Raw genomic sequence first — 2731 nt, 5'->3', positions numbered from 1 at the left:
TCATGAACAATATGCAGGGACAGTCGACCAGCGGTATCAATACCCTTGCACAGGCAGCGGCAGTGGCTGCTCTTGAAGGGCCGCAGGATTTTCTTCGCGATCGTGCGGCTGAATATCAGGGGCGGCGCGATCTCGTGGTCAGTCTCCTGAACGCCATTCCGGGTGTGGAGTGCCACACGCCACAGGGTGCGTTTTATGTCTATCCCGAGATCAGCGCGTGTATGGGCAAAACGACGCCGGAAGGTCGTCACATCAAGACCGACACGGATTTCGTGATGGCACTTCTGGAAGAAAAGCAGGTGGCGACCGTGCAGGGGGCGGCTTACGGAATGAGCCCGTTCTTCCGTATCTCTTACGCCACGAGCGTAGAGACGCTGCGCGAAGGATGCCGCCGGATTGAGGAATTCGTTCTGTCGCTGAAATAACGCGGGAAAAGCATGGAGGTCGCCATGAGTTCCATGGCGTGCAGAGGACGCCCCGATCATTCGGGGCCTTTTCTGCTTTGAAGGCGTAAAAAACGAAACGGCCATCTGATGGAAATCAGATGGCCGCAAGTTTTTTCAACAGGAAGACTGCTTAGGCTGAAGCAGGTTCGATCTTCATGATCGTGGTGCCAAACCCAACCAGCGTGCCTGCCTGTGCGGTGATTTCCGTTACTTCTCCGTCTGCTCCAGCAAGAACGGGAATCTGGAGAGTCTCAAGGGTCAGAAGAGCGACGACATCGTCTTTCTGAACTCTGGAGCCCACAGGGGCAAACGGCTCTTCACGCAATGGATGCGTATAACTCAGTAGCCCGAAATATGGTGTCTTGACCGAGGCAGCCGTCTCAGGCGCGCTGACCTGCGGTGCGGAAGAAGGAGACTGCTCATGCTGGCAGGACTGTGGCTGGGAAACTTTTATGAACAGACGGGAGCCTTCCTGATTCGAAAGCTCCAGTGTTTCCAGACCGGCTTTAACCAGAAGATCCGCGATTTTACCGATGTCATCAGGGTCAGACACCGAGTCAAACGACGGAAGCAGTGACGATGTTCCGGTCATGATGCCATCCTTTCCTCAAGCCATCTCTCAAGGAAATGGATATCCATGCCGCCTTCCTGCACATGGGGATCAGCGAGAAGATCTTCGTGCAGACGGATATTGGTGGAGACACCTTCCACTTTCATCTCCGCCAGAGCAACGCGTAGACGGGCGATCGCTTCTTCGCGGGTTGCGCCGTAGCCAATGATCTTGCCAATCAGCGAATCATAGTAAGGCTGAATTGTATAGCCCGCGACAACATGCGTATCGATTCTGATGCCCGGACCTCCGGGAAGATCCCACCGCGTGACGGTGCCGGGGGAAGGGAGGAACGTGAACGCATCCTCCGCGTTCAGGCGACATTCGATGGCATGACCACGGAAAACGATGTCTTCCTGACTGATCTTCAGCGGTTCACCCTGAGCGATACGCAACTGTTCGGCGACGATATCGATATCGGTGATCTGTTCCGTCACCGGGTGCTCGACCTGCACACGGGTGTTCATCTCGATGAATGCGAACACGCCGTCTTCATACAGGAACTCAAACGTTCCCGCACCGCGATAGCCGATTCTACGGCAAGCCTCAGCGCAGCGTTCACCGATCTCGGCGATGACGGCGGGATCGATGCCGGGAGCGGGCGCTTCTTCCAGCACCTTCTGGTGACGGCGCTGCAGGGAGCAGTCCCGCGCCCCGAGCCACAGGGCTTTTCCGTGCGTATCGCACAGCACCTGAATCTCGATATGACGCGGCTTCTGCATGAAACGTTCAAGATACAGCGTCGGATTACCGAAGGCCTGCTGCGCTTCCTTGGCGGTCAGCGCGACAGCTTCGGCAAGATCGGTTGCTTTATGGACTACGCGCATGCCACGTCCGCCACCGCCGCCAGACGCCTTGACGATGACAGGGAAACCGACCTTTTCAGCAAGGGCCAGCACCTCATCGGGGGAGGAAGGCAGCGGACCATCGGAGCCCGGCACGCAGGGAACGCCAGCGGCCTGCATGGTGCGTTTGGCCGTGATCTTGTCACCCATCATCCGGATCGAAGCCCCGGTTGGGCCGACGAATGTGAGACCGGCGGCTTCGACCGCATCGGCAAAATCGGCATTTTCCGAAAGAAAGCCGTAGCCGGGATGAATGGCCGTGGCGCCGGTCATCCGTGCGGCCAGAAGCAGTCCCTCTGGGTCGAGATAGCTGCGGGCGGCGGCTGGTGCGCCGATGCAGAGCGAAATATCCGCTTCATGCACATGGCGGCTGTCCGCATCAGCCTCGGAATAGACGGCAACGGTTTCAAGGCCGAGTTGGCGGCAGGCACGCTGGATACGCAGGGCAATCTCGCCCCGGTTGGCGATCAGCACTCTGCCAAAGCGTCGTTCGGTGCTCATGCCAGGCGGAACAGGGGTGAGCCTGCCTCAACTTCTTCACCGTCTGCCACGAGAATGTTCTCGATCCGACCAGCCTCGGTTGCCTTGACGGCATTGAAGACTTTCATGGCTTCAACCAGTCCTATCTGTTGGCCGGGTTCGACAGTGTCTCCCACCGTCACGTAAGGCGGGGCTCCGGGCGACGGGGAGAGATGAAAAACCCCATATGCGGGAGAGGAAATGAGTCGCTCCGCAGCCGGTGAGGCTGCTGGAGCAGGAGCGTCCACCTTCCGCTCGGGAAGAGGGGACGCAGGTGAGGGGGACGAAGGGAGCGCCGCGCTGTTATTCCC

General features: G+C 58.5%; 4 protein-coding genes. 1 reads left to right on the top strand and 3 read right to left on the bottom strand.

What is annotated here, in order from left to right:
• Positions 1-425: aminotransferase class I/II-fold pyridoxal phosphate-dependent enzyme (locus tag ABF824_RS16220; RefSeq protein WP_415489985.1), on the top strand; the 425-nt coding region annotated here is incomplete at its 5' end.
• A gap of 151 nt (positions 426-576) precedes the next feature.
• On the opposite strand, the gene ABF824_RS16215 is transcribed toward ABF824_RS16220, so the two are convergent.
• The 3 genes from ABF824_RS16215 to ABF824_RS16205 form a co-directional block, all read right to left on the bottom strand.
• Positions 577-1038, bottom strand: coding sequence for an acetyl-CoA carboxylase biotin carboxyl carrier protein (locus ABF824_RS16215; RefSeq protein ID WP_415489984.1), 462 nt, complete (start codon positions 1036-1038; stop codon positions 577-579).
• The gene (gene accC / locus ABF824_RS16210; RefSeq protein ID WP_415489983.1) at positions 1035-2402 is read right to left on the bottom strand and encodes an acetyl-CoA carboxylase biotin carboxylase subunit; all 1368 of its coding nucleotides are present in this window, start codon (positions 2400-2402) and stop codon (positions 1035-1037) included. Before accC ends, ABF824_RS16215 begins: the two co-directional genes overlap by 4 nt.
• Positions 2399-2731, bottom strand: a 333-nt coding sequence (locus tag ABF824_RS16205) for an acetyl-CoA carboxylase biotin carboxyl carrier protein (RefSeq protein ID WP_415489982.1), incomplete at its 5' end; no start/stop codon positions are given. The genes ABF824_RS16205 and accC, both read right to left, overlap by 4 nt.

The organism is Acetobacter sp., assembly GCF_047721705.1.
Taxonomy (GTDB): domain Bacteria; phylum Pseudomonadota; class Alphaproteobacteria; order Acetobacterales; family Acetobacteraceae; genus Acetobacter.
The sequence above is the reverse complement of the archived record's forward strand: the minus strand, read 5'-3'. Positions and strand labels throughout refer to the sequence as shown.

Bases quoted from the DNA above. Each gene is read 5' to 3' on its own strand.
- ABF824_RS16215 (WP_415489984.1), bottom strand. From the start codon at position 1,038: ATGACCGGAACATCGTCACTGCTTCCGTCGTTTGACTCGGTGTCTGAC.
- accC (WP_415489983.1), bottom strand. From the start codon at position 2,402: ATGAGCACCGAACGACGCTTTGGCAGAGTGCTGATCGCCAACCGGGGC.